This window comes from Microcoleus sp. T3_B1, assembly GCF_036700445.1.
In the GTDB taxonomy this organism is placed as follows: Bacteria; Cyanobacteriota; Cyanobacteriia; order Cyanobacteriales; family Microcoleaceae; genus Microcoleus.
Map to the genome: position 1 here is coordinate 34,814 of NZ_JAUBOX010000037.1, position 14,552 is coordinate 49,365.

Sequence of the window (14,552 nt, forward strand, 5' to 3'; positions counted from 1 at the left end):
GACTAAACATTTTTCCGGGTAAGCACCCTACGGTTAGTTAGCTGACCACCCATACGTCGAAGACTATTAGTGTGAACCTGGATGCTGTTTCCAATATTGGTAGGCGGCATAGGCCAAGGTGACAGCGCCGGTCACGATCGCAGATTCATCGACCTCAAATTGCGGGTGATGGAGGGGATAGTTCGGTTTGTCAGTCAGTCCCACTCCTAAGCGAAACATGGTTCCGGGTGCGTGTTCTAAGTACATCGAAAAATCTTCGGCGCCGAGGGAGGGTTCTGGTAAAATTTGGACGCGCGATCGACCTAAAGCTTCTAAAGCCGCAGTTTCGACTAATTGCGTGAGTTTTGGGTCGTTTTGGACTCCTGGCACGCCGCGCTTGTAGGTGAGTTCGTACTTAGCGCCGTAAGTCCCGCAAACGCTAGAAACAATTTGTTCGATCCAAGCCGGCAGGTTTTCGTGGGTTTCGGGATGGAGCGATCGCACAGTTCCCAATAATTTTACTCGATCGGCAATTACGTTCGGCGCTCGTCCGCCGTTAATTTGCCCGATCGTCAAAACCAGTGGCCTCAAAGGATTTTGCGTGCGGCTAATTGCCTGCTGCAAAGTGGTAATTATCTGAGAAGCAATCCAAATTGCGTCGATCGCCTCGTGGGGACGCGCACCGTGGCCGGATTCGCCCATCACAATCAATTCTATGTCATCTGCCGCCGCCGTCAGGGCCCCGTGGCGGATACCGACGCAACCGCCGGGAATCGTCGGAAAAACGTGCACTCCGAGGATGCCGTCAACATCTTGCATCGCCCCATCTTTAATCATCCATTGAGCACCTTGGGCAATCTCTTCCGCCGGCTGAAACAAGAAGCGGACGTGACCGGGCAATTTTTCCCCTAGCTGAGACAATATCATTGCTGCGCCCAAACCGACGGTGGTGTGGATGTCGTGGCCGCAGGCGTGCATCACTCCCTCGTTGCGGGAGGCAAATTCTAAGTTAGTGCGTTCTTGAATCGGCAAAGCGTCCATATCGGTGCGAATTGCCAGCCACCGGGACTCGCTGCTGTTGCCTTTGAGTTCGCCGAGCACTCCTGTTTTGCCGATTCCTTCGATGGCGTGAACTCCGCTGGAAGCGAGAACTCCGGCTACGTAGGCGGCGGTTTGATATTCTTGACCGCTGAGTTCGGGGTGGGAGTGGATGTGGCGGCGAATTTCGATTAAGCGGGGTGCTAGGGTGGCGGCTAATTCTTGGATGCGGGGAAGCATGAATTTAGTTGGGGAGTGCGGTACAAGTTGTAGTCAACTAGGTTAACGCATATGTTTGGGGGTGAACAGGGTTATAAGGCGCAAATGTGCGATCGGGCTTTTGGATGGCAATGCTATTTTGTTTGTGAATAAGATTTTTTTTTTTTACCGCAGAGGGCGCAGAGGACGCAGAGAAAAGAGAGAAAAGAGAGTTAGGTTGAAACCAGGAATAAACGTCTAGATTCTAGGTTCAAAGGCTGATTTTTAGTTGATAATATCATGTCCGGTCGAGCAACCGCGATTTTTGTAGGGGCCCGTGAGCCAACAATACCTGTTAATAATTGACCATCTCAAAAACCCGCCCCGACCGGGATATTATGGTTGATCGATCGGACATGAGATAATTTCTGGTTGTGATATCATCAAATAGTACATTTATTAAAAATATTTTCTATGATTAGCTTTGGATTCTGGAATGTAATAATTATAATTACAGTGGCTGGGTTTCTCAAATTTAATTGGCGATTAGATAGCGAAAAAACAGCATGGCAAGATTCTTTGTTTTTAAAACATCCTTCGATCCAAAGGTTGACTCATTTTTTTCGTCAACCTATTGTTAACTTTATTTTGCAAGCAGTTATTGTATTAGTTCTCACCCGATTTCTCTGTTATACCGGTTGGTTGGTTTACAATCTGACTAATCGGCCCGATCCCCCTTACTGGGATTTTAAGTGGTTTTATGTAGCGAGTAGATTAGCCCATCAGCATTTGAGTCCCTTTAATGTAGAAGTGTTTAACAGCGGTTTCTGTAGCATCACTAAAGTGTGTGGGTTTATTCCTTCTTTTGTTTATCCACCTAATATCATTCCTCCGCTGTGGTTTGTGGGCTATTTCCCTATGAAGACTGCATTCACAATCTGGACTTGGCTGCATCTTATTGCCACAGGTTTTGTTTTATGGGGAGCGAATATCTTGTTGGTGTCGCACTCACGAGCTTTTCGGACTATTTGTAGTATATCAGTTGCATTCCTCTACGGTTTTGTCTTCGATCTTCAAGTTGGCAATGTGGCAACTTTTATTGCTGTTATGCTGTTATGGATGTTTATTTATGCTAGAAAAAATCAGGATGTAATTGCAGGAATTTTATTAGGAATAGCACTTTTTAAACCCACTTTAGTTATATTGTTTATTCCTTATTTTTTAATCAAAAGACGGTTTCAGCTAGTTTTTATATCTATAGTCACGGTAACTGTTTTGGCAGTTATAGGTCTAGCTGTAACGGGCAATTCTTTAACAGGATTTATACAGGATGCGACTCGTGGATTTCCACTCTGGCTCAACGATCCATCGAATAATGCTTATATTTCTATGAGTCGCCTTGATTTAAGGGTTATGGGGCCGAGATTTTTCCCCGATAGTCCCTTCGTGGCGAAGCTATTTTCTGACTTGATTATTCTGGTGCTAGTTGGTTTAGTGAGTTGGTATTTTTACAAAAAACAATCTCGCAATGCTTGGTCAAAAAAGGTTGACTTATCTGAAATGGTGCTAATTTCTACTTTGAGTATTGCTATCAACTATTCACAGCCCACCAGTTCTGTGATGTTAGCACCGGCGGTGGTTTTTTTGCTGAATGATTTATGTTTTCAGATTAAAAATTGTGCCTTCTCTAGGCAAAGAATGTCGGTTTGGTTATTGGGAGTTGGCTGTGTCATGGTGCAAACCGCTGTGATTCATGGCGGGCTGTTGGTGTTTCTAGGAAGGCGGTGGAACTGGAAGGGGGGGGAGTTGCCTTATTTGTTTAAAGTAACTATTTTTTCACTACCGAGTTATGCGATTTTAGGCCTTACGTTAAGTGTTTTAGTCTTAGCAATTACCTCTCTTGGTCAAAAACAGGTTGCTGAATTTGACCGACCGAGCTGAAGCAGGAAATAGACATTCATCTGGCGAAGAGTTAAGTAATAGGTAGCGTGTGCACCATGTTTCATCTCTCTCTTCTCTTCCTCTGTGCTCTCTGCGTCCTCTGCGGTTAAATCATTCAGAGTCGCTGTCGATTTTCTGTTGCTGCGATCGATCGTCGCTTTGAATTCTCCCCTCAGATTTAGCCTCATCTACTGCTTCTTGAATTAATGTCAATACCATATTCGAGACCGGCCGATAATGCGATTTGGCTAACCGCTCTAGGTCTGCTTTAAGTTCTTCTGGAAGATATACAACTATTCTGGGGAGTTTTGCTGGCAAGGCTGTTATTTGTGCTTTTACTGCCCTATTGTACCTTACCGCGTCACCGTCTCAAACAAAGTACACGGCAGGACACGCAGGCAGTTGAGAGCGATCGCCCGCAGTGGTAGTTGGTAGTTTAATCGTCTTTGGATTCATTAAACTTGCCTTCCTTCTGCGCTCTTTCGAGTCCTTCTTCGACCAAAAGTAATGCCATTTGGGAAATCGAACGACGCTCAATACTCGCCAGTTTTTCTAACTTCTCCTTGATTTCGGGTGGCGGGTAAAAGGCAACTCTAGGAGATTTTGCAGGACTCACATTGTTTGGGGGTAGCGTGTTCACCATGTCATTTTAGCTGACTGCAAATTTTTTAGAGCTTTTTTAAGCCAAGGTAGCACACCACAATCTAGTTTAGGCTAAAGTAATCTAAACACCCAAAAACCAAACCCCACTCCAACACAAAATCAACGGCCTGACAGGTTGGCAGTTGAGAATGACTCATCAGCGTAGAGATCAAAGGTTAATTGCTGCTGGGTTCATCTTCTGTAGTCTTTTTAGCCAAGTAAGCATCTACAGCTTCAGAGACAATCCGACTTACCAGATTGCTGACTGTCCGGTCTTCTTTCTTGGCCCAATCTTCCAAGACGTTGTAGGCGTTTGGAGGAACGTAGCTGGTGACTCGTTTTAGGTTTTTTGCTGGCAAGTTAGGCAACTGGGAATTTACTTCATAGATCGATCGTACTTTCTTTGTACGCCTCTTTGGTGTCGCCCCTTCAGGTGTTTGACTCATCCCGTTTCGCCTGGGCTTGCTCTTGCTCTTGACACCAGTTTTCTATTAGTTGACCTCCGACGCTGCTCATATCCCTTTCCGCACGAACGCACAAGGCTTTGAACCTGATCTTCAATGCCTTGGGAATTACAAGTTTGATGGTGTCTTTTTCATTTGCCATAACTTTATTTTCACACGTTTACGTGTGAAAAGTTTAAAATTCCCTTAGTTACCTATTCCCATATTCCCATAGCTGTGCTAGACTGAGGATGTACAAACGGAAAAGCGATCGCCCCTGGCCTGGAAAACTTGAGGGCGATCGCAATTCCACTATTCGTGTAATTCAAAGTCTATGATATCACAGCCAAAGTCAGTTACCGAGCTGCTCCGGGAAGAAATTCCTGATGTACCTCAAGGTAAGCAACCGATTCGTTTGCTGTTGTGTGGCGTTCCCAAAGCGGTAGAAAGTATCGTTAATCTGTTGCACGTTTTAGGTTTTGCAGAAGTTGGGGAATGGAGCCCGCCTCTACCATCGCCGATAGCGGGTGAGGTAATCCGGATTTTAACCCGTTACTGGAAAGAATAATCTTGGAGGGCGATCGCACGAATTGAAAAAGTGCGATCGGCCTTTCTGTCTCATTTAGGGCTTACCCATAAATACCAAAGAAACCGGGTTTTTTGCCGCTACTACGAGGCGTAGCGCGTCTTCTCGAAAAAACCCGGTTTCTGGCCTCCCGTAATTTGAGATAAAATATGGATAAGGCCTAAACATGACAAACAATTCAACAAAGTCAAATATTATGCAAGTTGTCATTCAACCTCCCTCCCTCATTGAAACCGGAATTAAAGTCGAAACAGTCAATAATCGCCCTTTGTTCAAATTTACTGATCGACTTCAACTCCATCTAGAAAGCCTTCTGGAAAAAAATAAAGTCAACGATCTAACGGCTGAAGAACAAGACGAACTCAAGGCCATCAACGAACTCGATCGCCTTTTTACTTACCTAAACTCCCTCCTCCTCGCTCAAAAATGACCCTTACCGAAGCAACCCGCCAATATGTAAGACAACGGGCTAAATATCTTTGCGAATATTGTCACTCTCCAGAAGAAATCAGCACCTCTCGTTTTACCATCGACCATATTAAACCCCGTTCTTTAGATGGTACTGATGATGTCAATAATTTAGCGCTTGCTTGTAGCCGTTGCAATCAACGCCGTTACAATTTTACAGTAGCTAGCGATCTAGAAACTCAAGCAGAAGTAGCTCTATTTAATCCTCGAAGTCAGCAATGGCAAGAGCATTTTATTTGGACGAGGGAGGGTACAAAAATTATCGGAGTTACAGCAATTGGTCGCGCTACTTGCGATCGGCTTGACGTGAATGACGAACGGTATCAAGGAGAGCGATCGATTCAGGAAGCACGCGGTTTATGGATTAAAGCTGGCTGTCATCCACCAACAGACGATCCCAGAGAAACGTAATAAACTCTTAGTCTGCGGAGGCAGACTTCGTTTGACCAGAAGCGGTTTCAACCGCCGAATAATACAGGCTATTTTGATGACATTCGATAGCGCGTCCAAAAACAATACAATACAACCAAAACCAACCATCCCGACACACAGCAAAACCCAGGAAGCGCAACATCAATATTGGGTGAAGACTGGGCGTTAACTTCAATCAATTGATTAACATAAGGTTGAACAAAGTTGTCATGAGCATCTTCTAATGCTTCGCGTTGTTTGATTCTGTCTTCTTGGTCGTTCATAATTCACCTCGTTTTGTGCTTATGAGGTAAATTATTTTTTTGGGCTTTTGCCCAATCAAGCAAAAACAAAAAATTCTGAAACCCTTGTATAATCGGGGTTAAGCGCTTGGGCAAACCAACTGGTTTGGGCAAACTTGCCCAAGCGACGATGAATTTTATTCAAAAGGTAGCGATGGCACGAAAATACGGGAAAAACGCCACCACAAAAAACAACGTTTTCAAACTGGTTGAGGCCTTACTCGCCCTCACGAATGGGGAAATTGGCGTGGCTGGGGATAAGCTGAAAGTTACGTTCCAGGATAATGGGGAAATAGCCGTTTCAGGGGACAAGCTGAAAGCTACGCTCAAGTTGCTATGGGAAAAGGAAAATGAGTTGCTGGTATCGGGGAAATTTCAGCAAAAACTCAACAACAACAAAACCAAAATTGTTGAAGGGATAACTAAGGAAGATTTATGTACATTGGTGGAATGCTTAGGAAAGGCGTTAGAACTCTCTCAACCCAATGATGAAAAGAATGTCAATAACTCCCAGAGAAGAGGAGAGGCAATCCAAGATGTTCTCGACTGTCTGAAAGACTTAGGTATACTTTACCTTAAACCTAGTGCAAGAAATCAAGGTTATTGGAAATTTTCCCTTAAGCTGAAGAATCAGATTAACCCCAAAGAAAATTTAGAAGTAATTGAGGAAAAGTGGAAGGTTAAATTTGGCTCCGTCACAGTCGAGATATCCCATGAAACTCCTAAACCTAAAGAAGAACCCATAAACTGGCAAGAAATCTGCCGCCAAAACCTCGCCCACCAACAGCAACTCACCACCAACCCTTTCACCAACGCCTGCGGGATGACTCCGCAACTCGATGGGGTTTATGTTCCCTTAGCCATTGTTGAACGCCAAAAACCCAAACCTCAGCCAAGGAATCAGCAGGAAGAAAAGGAAAAGGAAACAGAAAAACTGATTCCCATTGCTGAAGAAAGGTTTTTTGAGGATGTATTGCGACAAGGGAAAAGCGACATTAGTCAAGGGCGAAAAATTGCGATTATTGGCGAACCGGGTGCGGGGAAAACCACGCGGTTGCAGAAGATTGCTGATTGGATTTTAGAGCAAGAATTGGGGTTGCCGATTTGGATAGATTTAGCTGAATTAGGCGCGCAAAGTATCTGTGACCATTTGGAAAAGGTGTGGTTGTCTCGGTGTCCAGGAGGAGTGACGCGCGGTGATTTAGAAGCACAAATGAGTCGGGTTTGGTTGTTGCTGGATGGTGTGGATGAAATGGCCAACACTCAAGGAATGCAGCAGTTAGCGAAAGATTTGTCAAGGACATGGGTGCAGGCGGCGCGGGTGGTGGTGACTTGTCGGGTGAATGTTTGGGAGGCGGATAAAAATGCTTTTTCGGGGTTTGATGTGTTTCGCAATTTGGAGTTTAATTCGGAACAAGTTACGGAGTATATTCGCCGTTGGTTTGCGGGGATGGGGGATGCTGCGACGGGGGAAAGTTTGGAGGCGGAATTAGCAGAGTCGGAGAATTCCCGTCTCAAGGAGTTGATTCAAAATCCGTTGCGGTTGTGGATGTTGTGTCAAATTTGGAGTTCGAGACAGGGAACTTTACCGGATACTCAGGCAAAATTATATGCCAGTTTTATTAAGTATTTCTATCGCTGGAAAGAGCAAATTATCAAAATATATGAAAAGCTATGTGGCAAAAGTCACAATGAGTGTCAGAAACTTTTACATGAAGGGTTAGGAGAATTAGCCAAAGCAGCAATTGATGGCAAATCGAGTCGTTTTCGCTTGTCCTATCAGTTAGTCAGTCAGTATTTGGGAGCTCGAAGCGATGAAACGTCTTTATTATCATTGGCGTTATCTCTAGGATGGTTGAATCGGGTTGGCATCGATATTGATGAACCGGAAGAATCAGTCTATGCGTTTTATCATGCGACGTTTCAGGAGTATTTTGCGGCGTTGGCGGTGGATGATTGGGATTATTTTTTACCTCGGAATCATGTTGATTTTCCGGTGGTGGGGAAGGCATATCGGATTTTTGAAGCGCAGTGGAAGCAGGTGATTTTGCTGTGGTTCGGGCTGGAGGGTGTAGGGAAGAATGAGAAGGAAGCGTTTATTAAGGCGTTGGTTGAGTTTGAGGATGGGCGTGATATTGGTTTTTATAAAATTCGGGCGTATTTTCTCGCGGCTGCGGGGATTGCTGAGTTTAAGGATTGTAGTCTTGCTGATGAGATTGTGTCGCAAATTGTCAAGTGGGGATTTGCAGAAAAACAGGATAGTTTGCAAGTTTTTAGTCCTATTTTCGAGGTAGCAAGGGAGATACTAAAAGACACGGATCGGGAAAGGGCGATCGCCGCTTTAGTCGAGTTAATCGGTACTTTACAGAATGAAGATACCCGGTGGCAAGCGGTATATAGCTTAGCGGCAATAGACAAAAATAACGCAGTTGTAATCTCCGCTTTAGTCCAGTTGATCGGTACTTCACAGAATGAAGATCCCCGGAGGAAGGTGGAATATTTATTAGAGAAAATAGGCAAAGATAACCCAGTTGCGATCGCAGCTTTAGTACAGTTAATCCGTACTTCACAGAATGAAGATATTTGTAGGCAAGCGGCATATAGCTTAGGAAAAATAGGCAAAAATAACCCAGTTGCGATCGCAGATTTAGTCCAGTTAATTCATAATTCAGGTGATGAAAGTACCCGGTACCAAGCGGCAGATAGCTTAGGGAAAATAGACAAAGATAACCCCGTAGCCATCGCAGCTTTAGTCGAGTTAATCAACTCTGCTCAAAATCAACATATCCGATGTTTCGCGGCACGTAGCTTAGGGGAAATAGACAAATATCACCCAGTGGCGCTCGCAGCTTTCGTCGATTTAATCAACTCTGCTCAGACGAGAAATACCTGGAGAGCAGCGATATTTAACTTAGGAAGAGTAGGCAAAGATAATCCAGTGGCGACCGCAGCTTTAGTCGATTTAATTAATAGTGCAATTAGTAAATATACCCTGACAGATGCGGTATATAGTTTAGCAGAAAGAGGCGAAAACAAATCATTAGCGATCGCAGCTTTAGTCAAGTTAATCAATACTTCTCAGGATGAATATATCCGCAGTGCAGCGGCAGGTATCTTAGGGGAACTAGACAAAGATAACCCAGTGGCGGTCTCCGCTTTAGTCGAATTTATCAGCAATTCAGGTGATGAATATACTCGGGTGGAAGCGGCATATAGCTTAGGGGCAATAGACAAAGATAACCCAGTGGCGATCGCCGCTTTAGTCGAGTTAATCCGCAATTCAGATAATGAAAGAACCCGGAGCCTAGCGGCAGATAGTTTAGGGAAAATAAGCAAAGATAACCCAGTTGCGATATCGGCTTTAGTTGAGTTAATCAATACTTCTCAGGATGAATCTACTCGGAGGCAAGCGGCAAATAGCTTAGGGAAAATAAGCAAAGATAACCCAGTTGCGATATCGGCTTTAGTTGAGTTAATCAATACTTCTCAGGATGAATCTACTCGGAGGCAAGCGGCAAATAGCTTAGGGAAAATAAGCAAAGATAACCCAGTTGCGATATCGGCTTTAGTCGAGTTAATCAATACTTCTCAGTATGAATCTACTCGGAGCCAAGCGGCAGATAGCTTAGGGAAAATTATGAAAGGTAAACACTTCGCCACCGTAGTCTCAGGATTAAAAAATTACCTAACTTCCCAAGTACGTGCAAACGCTTTTGATCTCCTTATACCTCCCTTCAGAGTCATCTGGAACTGCGCCCAAAATCTGCCTTACCCAACTTTCTATCAAGCATGGCACCATCAACTCACCACACCCCATCCAGAAGTCCCAGAAACAACAGGAGTCGGTTCTACCCCCTTCACCCAAAGCCTCAATTTAGCAGATTTACCCAACATCCTTGATGCCAGACTTGCAGACACACAATTAATCGAATCCGTACAGCTAATTTGCATCGACACCAGCAAATTCATCGACTCCGATAACCCCGCCCTCGACATCTACGAACAATTCCTCGACCAAAACTGTCCCGAACGACTCAACGGCGAACCCGAAACCCTCCCCCAACTCAAATCCTACTGGAATCGACTCCGCCGCCACAGCAACAAACACCCCATCCTCATCTTCTACGAAGACCCCACATCCGCCGCGGCCCGAGGTTTTAGCCCTACTTTCCTCGATGCCCTTACCCGCTTCCACGGTACAATCTGTCTCATCACCGACTCACCTCATCCACCCCTGCAAACCTTCTCCCCCCATGACCCCGATTTACTTCAAACTGTCGTAAACTGGCTCAAACGACTTCATCTAGAGTCCTAAGTTTTGACTGTCGGGAGTTACGCATCAAAACCAAAGAAACCGGGTTTTTCACTTTAGTTAAAGGTCGGGATGCAGTATTCTCGCAAAAAACCCGGTTTCTGACTACCCGCAAACCAAAGAAACCGCGTTTTTGGCCGCTTCTACGAGGTGTAACGAAGTATTATCGAAAAAACCCGGTTTCTGACTACCCGCAAACCAACGTTGGCTAGAATAAATTTAATTAATTTACATCAACATGAAAATAAATCGGCTTGATTTCGTGATATAATGAAAACCTTAAATAAATCCCCGAAAAAAAGCAATGTCTGAAATTACTATAGACGAAACCAAACTTAAAGAATTGCTCAAAGCAGCGATTTTTGAGTTATTAAAAGAACAAAAAGAAGTATTTTCTGAAATTTTAACAGAAGCCCTAGAAGATATAGGGATAGAAAATGCTATCAAAGAAGGCGAAAATACTGAAACAGTCAGCCGCGAGCAAATTTTCAAAATCCTGAAGAGACAACCATGAATGTGGAGTTTAAAAAGAGCTTTGAAAAGGATTTACTCAAGATTCTTGAGGCCGATTTGTTGCAAAGAATTCAGGAAGCGATAGAAGAAGTTGAGAACGCCGAAAAATTAAATGAAGTCAGCAATGTTAAAAAACTAAAAGGTGATGCAGACTACTATCGCCTTAGAGTGGGTGATTACCGAATCGGTATTAAAGTTAATGATGGCGTAGTCTATTTCGTCAGGATACTCCACCGCAAAGAGATTTACAGATACTTTCCGTAATCATTTTAGCCTTCACCCCATCCTCACCAACTCAAACTAAAATTAATCTTTAATTATTGTCAGGCCGGAAGCGCAAGCAGTTGAGCGATCGCACTCTCTGAATTGTTTCAAAATCGCGATCGTTATGAACTAGAATAAGTTGGTGTTCGATCGCCAGTTGGGCAATGCAGCAGTCGATACTACTTCTAACCGTTAACCCCTGTCGTTGCAAATCGTAATAAATCCGAGCAGCCGCTACCCAAGTATTAGGCGTAGACTCGATGTAGTCTTGTTCTTGGAGATAAGTTTCTAATAGTGTCCACTCCCGTTCATCTCGGCAACCTTGCAAAAGTTCCATCTGAGTAAATCGGTTCAGAAAAATACTTTCCTCATTGATTATTGCTTCCAGGGATTGGCGTACTACACCTGTCCTGTCGCGGAAAACGCTGATCCAGACTGATGTATCAATCAGAAACATTTCGGTTTTCCCGCAAAGCTTTGTAGTCGTACTCAGTCGTAAATTGAATTTGTCCGCTTAAATCAAGTAGGTTCCGCTTTTTACGGGTGCGAATTAATTCTTGCAAAGCAAAGTCAATCAATTCTTTTTCTGTTTTGAAATTGGTTAAGCGAAAGGCTTCTTTAACCAATTCTTCGTTAAGTTCAACGGTGGTTGTCATGGTTAATGGTGGATTTCATTCTCTCATTCATTATGGCATAGCCACACCCAACCCTTAACCTAGCCCAACTTCCCCAAATCCTGGTTTCCCCAACTCACCGAAACCAACCTCAACCAAACTCTTTAACTCCTCTGCATCAACGACACCAAACTCAAACTACCCAGATTCCCGACTTCTTAAAAAAGTCAGGAATTTACAAATAGTTAAATTGTCAAGGTATTCTACATACTTATGACTTGGGCGTATAAGTCGATCGCACTTGCAACTCCTTCAACTGCTTCTCATCCACCCCAGCCGGCGCATTCGTCAGCAAACAACCCGCCTGCTGCGTCTTCGGAAACGCAATCACATCGCGAATCGATTCCTCACCAGCCAACAGCATCACCAACCGATCCAAACCGTAAGCAATGCCTCCGTGGGGCGGAGTTCCATACTCAAACGCATCCAACAAAAAGCCGAATTTATTGTAAGCTTCCTCAGTCGATAAGCCGATCGCCTCAAACACCTTTTCCTGAACTTCCCGCTGATAAATCCGCAAAGAACCGCCGCCGATTTCTGTACCGTTTAACACCAAATCGTAAGCTTGAGCCCTCGCAGTTTTCAAATCATTAATATCGTCAGGATGCGGCGCAGTAAACGGGTGGTGCAATGCTTCCAAACGCTTCTCATCAGCGTTCCATTCAAACATCGGGAAATCTGTCACCCACAGCAGATTCATCTTGTCTTTATCAATCAATCCCAATTCGTTACCCACGAACAAGCGCAATCTATCCAAAGTCTTATTGACAGTTGTCACATCAGCCGCTGCGAATAACAACAAATGACCTGGTTGCGCGCCCGTGCGATCGAGCAATTGCTGTTTTTGTGCTTCCGTCAAATTATCCTTAATTGCGCCGATCGTATCAATTTCGCCATTCTCCCGCACCCGGATGTAAGCCAATCCCTTCGCACCCGCTTCGCTGGCTTCCTTAAACAAATCGCCACCCGGTTTAATCCGCACGTTAGAAATCGCCTCATTCCCGCCGGGAATCGGCAAAACTTTCACAATTCCGCCCGCAGCAACCGCCCCGGAAAATACCTTAAATCCCGAATCTTTCATCAAATCGGAAACATCGACTAATTCCATACCGAAGCGAGTATCCGGTTTATCGCTACCATAGCGATCCATCGCTTCAGCGTAAGTCAAACGCGGAAAAGGACGAGGCAATTCTATGCCTTTGACACTTTGGAAAATCTGGGAGACTAAACCTTCGTTTAATTCGATAACTTCTTCTAAAGACATGAAACTCATTTCCATGTCTAATTGTGTGAATTCCGGCTGTCTGTCGGCGCGCAAATCTTCATCGCGGAAACAGCGGGCAATTTGATAATATCTGTCCAAACCCGAAACCATTAACAATTGTTTGAACAACTGCGGCGACTGCGGCAAAGCGTACCATTCGCCCAAATTGACGCGGCTGGGCACTAAATAATCTCTCGCACCTTCAGGAGTCGATCGAGTTAAAATCGGTGTTTCAACTTCAATAAAACCTCCCACATCTTCCAGGTGGCGACGCATAGCTTTGACAACTTGGTGGCGAAGCTGCAAATTGCGACTCATACGATCGCGCCGCAAGTCCAAATAGCGATATTTCAGCCGCAAATCTTCGCGCACGCTTTCATTTTCTGCCGTCGCCACCTGAAACGGTAACTGTTTGCGAACCGCATTCAACAACTCAATTTCGTCAGCGTAAATTTCCACCTCACCCGTAGGCAATTTCGGGTTGAGGGAATCTTCGGGGCGGCTGCTGACTCGCCCAGTAATTTTAACCACGTATTCGCTGCGTAAAGCCTCAGCCCCGTGATAGGAATCGGGGGTGCGTTCAGGATCGCTGACAATTTGCACAATACCCGATCGATCGCGCACATCCAGAAAAATCACCCCGCCATGATCGCGGCGGCGATCCACCCAGCCGTAAAGGGTGACAGTCTCTCCGATGTGTTCGCTTCGCAGTTCGCCGCAGTAGTAACTTCTCATGGTTGGGGGTTATGGACTAAAAATAATGCTTTTTGATTATAGCGCTTAGTGTCAAAACCTTTTATGAACAGGCAAGATGCCTGTGCCACAAGAAAATTCAATCTTTGTGGAACAGGCATCTTGCCTGTGCTTTAAAATGGTGTCATATCTGAGTTTAATCCTTCTTGTCAAAAAACGCCGTCAGCGCGTTCCATGCAGACTTAGCCGCATCCGTCAAGCGAGTGCCGATCGACTCAATTTGCTTCACAATAAGGTGCCAATTCTTTTCAGCTTCCGTGTGAATGTGGTCAACAGCTTGTTCGATGCGATCGCGTTCGATCAATTTATTTTGTTCCACCGCTTCTCGCGCTTGTCGCACTGCTTTCAAATAAGCTTCGCGACTGACTTCGCCGGCATCTTGCACCTGCGCTTGCGCCCGCGTTTTAATCGCATCTACCACCAGCCAATTTTTCTCAGTTTCTTTTTTAATCAGCCTGACTGCTTCTGTGAATCTCTCGTGGGCGAGATCCTTATTTTCTTCGATCGCCCCGGAGGCCTTATTGACAGCTTTTAAATAAGCTTCGCGGGTGAGTTCGCCCGCTGCTTGCACTTCGGCGGTGGCGCGTTTTTTAATTGCTTCAAACAGCGCCGCAGTTTCTGCGATCGCCTCATCAGTCGCGTCGGGCATCTCTTTTTTGACGAGCTCCGTCGTTTCGAGAGTTGCCTCTAAAACTGGTTCCTCGGTTACTTTTGGATCTGTCATATCAATCTTCTCCTGTGGTAGCAAACATTTTGAAAAAAAC

Annotated in this window: 17 protein-coding genes; 7 read left to right on the plus strand and 10 right to left on the minus strand. The window is 44.9% G+C overall.

What is annotated here, in order from left to right; all coding sequences use genetic code 11:
* Nucleotides 1–66: 66 nt before the first annotated feature.
* Nucleotides 67–1,257: a M20 family metallopeptidase gene (locus QT990_RS19990; RefSeq protein ID WP_333144159.1), complete on the minus strand. Its 1,191-nt coding sequence runs from the start codon at nt 1,255–1,257 to the stop codon at nt 67–69.
* Between the two features lie 432 nt (nt 1,258–1,689).
* Here QT990_RS19990 and QT990_RS19995 point away from each other — a divergent pair, with 432 nt between their 5' ends.
* Nucleotides 1,690–3,156, plus strand: a complete 1,467-nt coding sequence (locus QT990_RS19995) for a glycosyltransferase family 87 protein (protein WP_333465671.1) — start codon at nt 1,690–1,692, stop codon at nt 3,154–3,156.
* A gap of 111 nt (nt 3,157–3,267) precedes the next feature.
* Here QT990_RS19995 and QT990_RS20000 read toward each other — a convergent pair whose 3' ends face one another.
* The 4 genes from QT990_RS20000 to QT990_RS20015 form a co-directional block, all read right to left on the minus strand.
* On the minus strand, nt 3,268–3,474 hold the full coding sequence (locus tag QT990_RS20000) for a ribbon-helix-helix domain-containing protein (protein WP_333144161.1): 207 nt from the start codon (nt 3,472–3,474) through the stop codon (nt 3,268–3,270).
* 118 nt (nt 3,475–3,592) lie between these two features.
* Nucleotides 3,593–3,799: a ribbon-helix-helix domain-containing protein gene (locus QT990_RS20005; RefSeq protein WP_083888202.1), complete on the minus strand. Its 207-nt coding sequence runs from the start codon at nt 3,797–3,799 to the stop codon at nt 3,593–3,595.
* Nucleotides 3,800–3,974: 175 nt separating this feature from the next.
* Nucleotides 3,975–4,244: a ribbon-helix-helix domain-containing protein gene (locus tag QT990_RS20010; protein ID WP_332957635.1), complete on the minus strand. Its 270-nt coding sequence runs from the start codon at nt 4,242–4,244 to the stop codon at nt 3,975–3,977.
* Nucleotides 4,228–4,404 carry a plasmid partition protein ParG gene (locus tag QT990_RS20015; RefSeq protein ID WP_332983430.1) on the minus strand — a complete coding sequence of 59 codons (177 nt, stop codon included), beginning with the start codon at nt 4,402–4,404 and terminating at the stop codon, nt 4,228–4,230. The genes QT990_RS20010 and QT990_RS20015 overlap by 17 nt, the downstream gene beginning before the upstream one ends.
* A gap of 171 nt (nt 4,405–4,575) precedes the next feature.
* Here QT990_RS20015 and QT990_RS20020 point away from each other — a divergent pair, with 171 nt between their 5' ends.
* The 3 genes from QT990_RS20020 to QT990_RS20030 all read left to right on the plus strand — a co-directional run bounded on the left by QT990_RS20020 (nt 4,576) and on the right by QT990_RS20030 (nt 5,706).
* The gene (locus QT990_RS20020) at nt 4,576–4,809 is read left to right on the plus strand and encodes a hypothetical protein (protein ID WP_333144162.1); all 234 of its coding nucleotides are present in this window, start codon (nt 4,576–4,578) and stop codon (nt 4,807–4,809) included.
* A 214-nt stretch (nt 4,810–5,023) separates the two neighbouring features.
* On the plus strand, nt 5,024–5,257 hold the full coding sequence (locus tag QT990_RS20025; protein WP_333144163.1) for a hypothetical protein: 234 nt from the start codon (nt 5,024–5,026) through the stop codon (nt 5,255–5,257).
* A complete protein-coding gene (locus QT990_RS20030) occupies nt 5,254–5,706 on the plus strand; it encodes an HNH endonuclease signature motif containing protein (protein WP_333144164.1) in 453 nt (150 codons plus the stop codon). Before QT990_RS20025 ends, QT990_RS20030 begins: the two co-directional genes overlap by 4 nt.
* Nucleotides 5,707–5,774: 68 nt before the next feature.
* On the opposite strand, the gene QT990_RS20035 is transcribed toward QT990_RS20030, so the two are convergent.
* Nucleotides 5,775–5,990, minus strand: a complete 216-nt coding sequence (locus QT990_RS20035) for a hypothetical protein (protein WP_333144165.1) — start codon at nt 5,988–5,990, stop codon at nt 5,775–5,777.
* A gap of 106 nt (nt 5,991–6,096) precedes the next feature.
* Here QT990_RS20035 and QT990_RS20040 point away from each other — a divergent pair, with 106 nt between their 5' ends.
* From QT990_RS20040 to QT990_RS20050, 3 genes are all read left to right on the plus strand, one after another.
* The gene (locus tag QT990_RS20040) at nt 6,097–10,323 is read left to right on the plus strand and encodes a HEAT repeat domain-containing protein (RefSeq protein WP_333300622.1); all 4,227 of its coding nucleotides are present in this window, start codon (nt 6,097–6,099) and stop codon (nt 10,321–10,323) included.
* 301 nt (nt 10,324–10,624) lie between these two features.
* Complete coding sequence (locus tag QT990_RS20045; RefSeq protein WP_333144167.1) at nt 10,625–10,834, plus strand: hypothetical protein; 210 nt, start codon at nt 10,625–10,627, stop codon at nt 10,832–10,834.
* Nucleotides 10,831–11,097: a type II toxin-antitoxin system RelE/ParE family toxin gene (locus QT990_RS20050; protein WP_333144168.1), complete on the plus strand. Its 267-nt coding sequence runs from the start codon at nt 10,831–10,833 to the stop codon at nt 11,095–11,097. Before QT990_RS20045 ends, QT990_RS20050 begins: the two co-directional genes overlap by 4 nt.
* A 49-nt stretch (nt 11,098–11,146) precedes the next feature.
* On the opposite strand, the gene vapC is transcribed toward QT990_RS20050, so the two are convergent.
* The 4 genes from vapC to QT990_RS20070 form a co-directional block, all read right to left on the minus strand.
* Nucleotides 11,147–11,554 (minus strand): type II toxin-antitoxin system VapC family toxin, encoded by a 408-nt coding sequence (vapC, locus tag QT990_RS20055; protein WP_333144169.1) that lies wholly within the window; start codon nt 11,552–11,554, stop codon nt 11,147–11,149.
* Entirely contained in the window at nt 11,541–11,753 is a 213-nt protein-coding gene (locus QT990_RS20060; RefSeq protein WP_333144170.1) for a type II toxin-antitoxin system VapB family antitoxin, read from the minus strand. Before QT990_RS20060 ends, vapC begins: the two co-directional genes overlap by 14 nt.
* A gap of 229 nt (nt 11,754–11,982) precedes the next feature.
* Nucleotides 11,983–13,770, minus strand: coding sequence for an aspartate--tRNA ligase (gene aspS, locus QT990_RS20065; RefSeq protein ID WP_333409514.1), 1,788 nt, complete (start codon nt 13,768–13,770; stop codon nt 11,983–11,985).
* A 154-nt stretch (nt 13,771–13,924) separates the two neighbouring features.
* The gene (locus tag QT990_RS20070; protein ID WP_333465672.1) at nt 13,925–14,512 is read right to left on the minus strand and encodes a hypothetical protein; all 588 of its coding nucleotides are present in this window, start codon (nt 14,510–14,512) and stop codon (nt 13,925–13,927) included.
* Between the last annotated feature and the right edge of the window lie 40 nt (nt 14,513–14,552).

Coding starts and splice junctions, on each gene's coding strand:
- QT990_RS20060 (WP_333144170.1), bottom strand. CDS start 11,753: ATGACAACCACCGTTGAACTTAACGAAGAATTGGTTAAAGAAGCCTTT.
- QT990_RS20010 (WP_332957635.1), bottom strand. CDS start 4,244: ATGAGTCAAACACCTGAAGGGGCGACACCAAAGAGGCGTACAAAGAAA.
- QT990_RS20020 (WP_333144162.1), top strand. CDS start 4,576: ATGATATCACAGCCAAAGTCAGTTACCGAGCTGCTCCGGGAAGAAATT.
- QT990_RS20030 (WP_333144164.1), top strand. CDS start 5,254: ATGACCCTTACCGAAGCAACCCGCCAATATGTAAGACAACGGGCTAAA.
- QT990_RS20070 (WP_333465672.1), bottom strand. CDS start 14,512: ATGACAGATCCAAAAGTAACCGAGGAACCAGTTTTAGAGGCAACTCTC.
- QT990_RS20025 (WP_333144163.1), top strand. CDS start 5,024: ATGCAAGTTGTCATTCAACCTCCCTCCCTCATTGAAACCGGAATTAAA.
- QT990_RS19995 (WP_333465671.1), top strand. CDS start 1,690: ATGATTAGCTTTGGATTCTGGAATGTAATAATTATAATTACAGTGGCT.
- QT990_RS20045 (WP_333144167.1), top strand. CDS start 10,625: ATGTCTGAAATTACTATAGACGAAACCAAACTTAAAGAATTGCTCAAA.
- QT990_RS20050 (WP_333144168.1), top strand. CDS start 10,831: ATGAATGTGGAGTTTAAAAAGAGCTTTGAAAAGGATTTACTCAAGATT.
- vapC (WP_333144169.1), bottom strand. CDS start 11,554: ATGTTTCTGATTGATACATCAGTCTGGATCAGCGTTTTCCGCGACAGG.
- aspS (WP_333409514.1), bottom strand. CDS start 13,770: ATGAGAAGTTACTACTGCGGCGAACTGCGAAGCGAACACATCGGAGAG.
- QT990_RS19990 (WP_333144159.1), bottom strand. CDS start 1,257: ATGCTTCCCCGCATCCAAGAATTAGCCGCCACCCTAGCACCCCGCTTA.
- QT990_RS20035 (WP_333144165.1), bottom strand. CDS start 5,990: ATGAACGACCAAGAAGACAGAATCAAACAACGCGAAGCATTAGAAGAT.
- QT990_RS20005 (WP_083888202.1), bottom strand. CDS start 3,799: ATGGTGAACACGCTACCCCCAAACAATGTGAGTCCTGCAAAATCTCCT.
- QT990_RS20015 (WP_332983430.1), bottom strand. CDS start 4,404: ATGGCAAATGAAAAAGACACCATCAAACTTGTAATTCCCAAGGCATTG.